The following is a 313-nucleotide window of genomic DNA, read 5'->3' as shown; positions in this document are numbered from 1 at the left end:
GTTCTGGCTCGTTATACGTGGCCATCTCAACAAGCAGATCGCTTATGCGCTCGGCATCTCGGAGCGGACGGTGAAGGTACATCGCCATCAGGTCATGGAAAAGCTCGACGTACGCTCGCTGGCCGAGGTGGTGTCGATCGCTGCATATATTGGTCTCATCGACCAGGATACAGCGGCGCCTTCCCCTTAGGACAATATCAATCGACGTCCCGCCGGCCTAATTTGATCGGGAACCATTATCTCTCATATCGTCAAAAGAGGTGTATGAGGTGGAGAACCCTCGCCGCACGGTCGCGGTCGTCGATGATGACGC

Annotated in this window: 1 protein-coding gene; it reads left to right on the top strand. The window is 55.6% G+C overall.

Going from position 1 to position 313, the window contains the following annotated elements; translation table 11 throughout:
• Positions 1-190, top strand: a 190-nt coding sequence (locus AF337_RS18300; protein ID WP_244471282.1) for a LuxR C-terminal-related transcriptional regulator, incomplete at its 5' end; no start/stop codon positions are given.
• Between the last annotated feature and the right edge of the window lie 123 nt (positions 191-313).

Origin of the sequence: Rhizobium ecuadorense (genome assembly GCF_001187535.1) — a bacterium.
Taxonomy (GTDB): domain Bacteria; phylum Pseudomonadota; class Alphaproteobacteria; order Rhizobiales; family Rhizobiaceae; genus Rhizobium; species Rhizobium ecuadorense.
The sequence above is the reverse complement of the archived record's forward strand: the minus strand, read 5'-3'. Positions and strand labels throughout refer to the sequence as shown.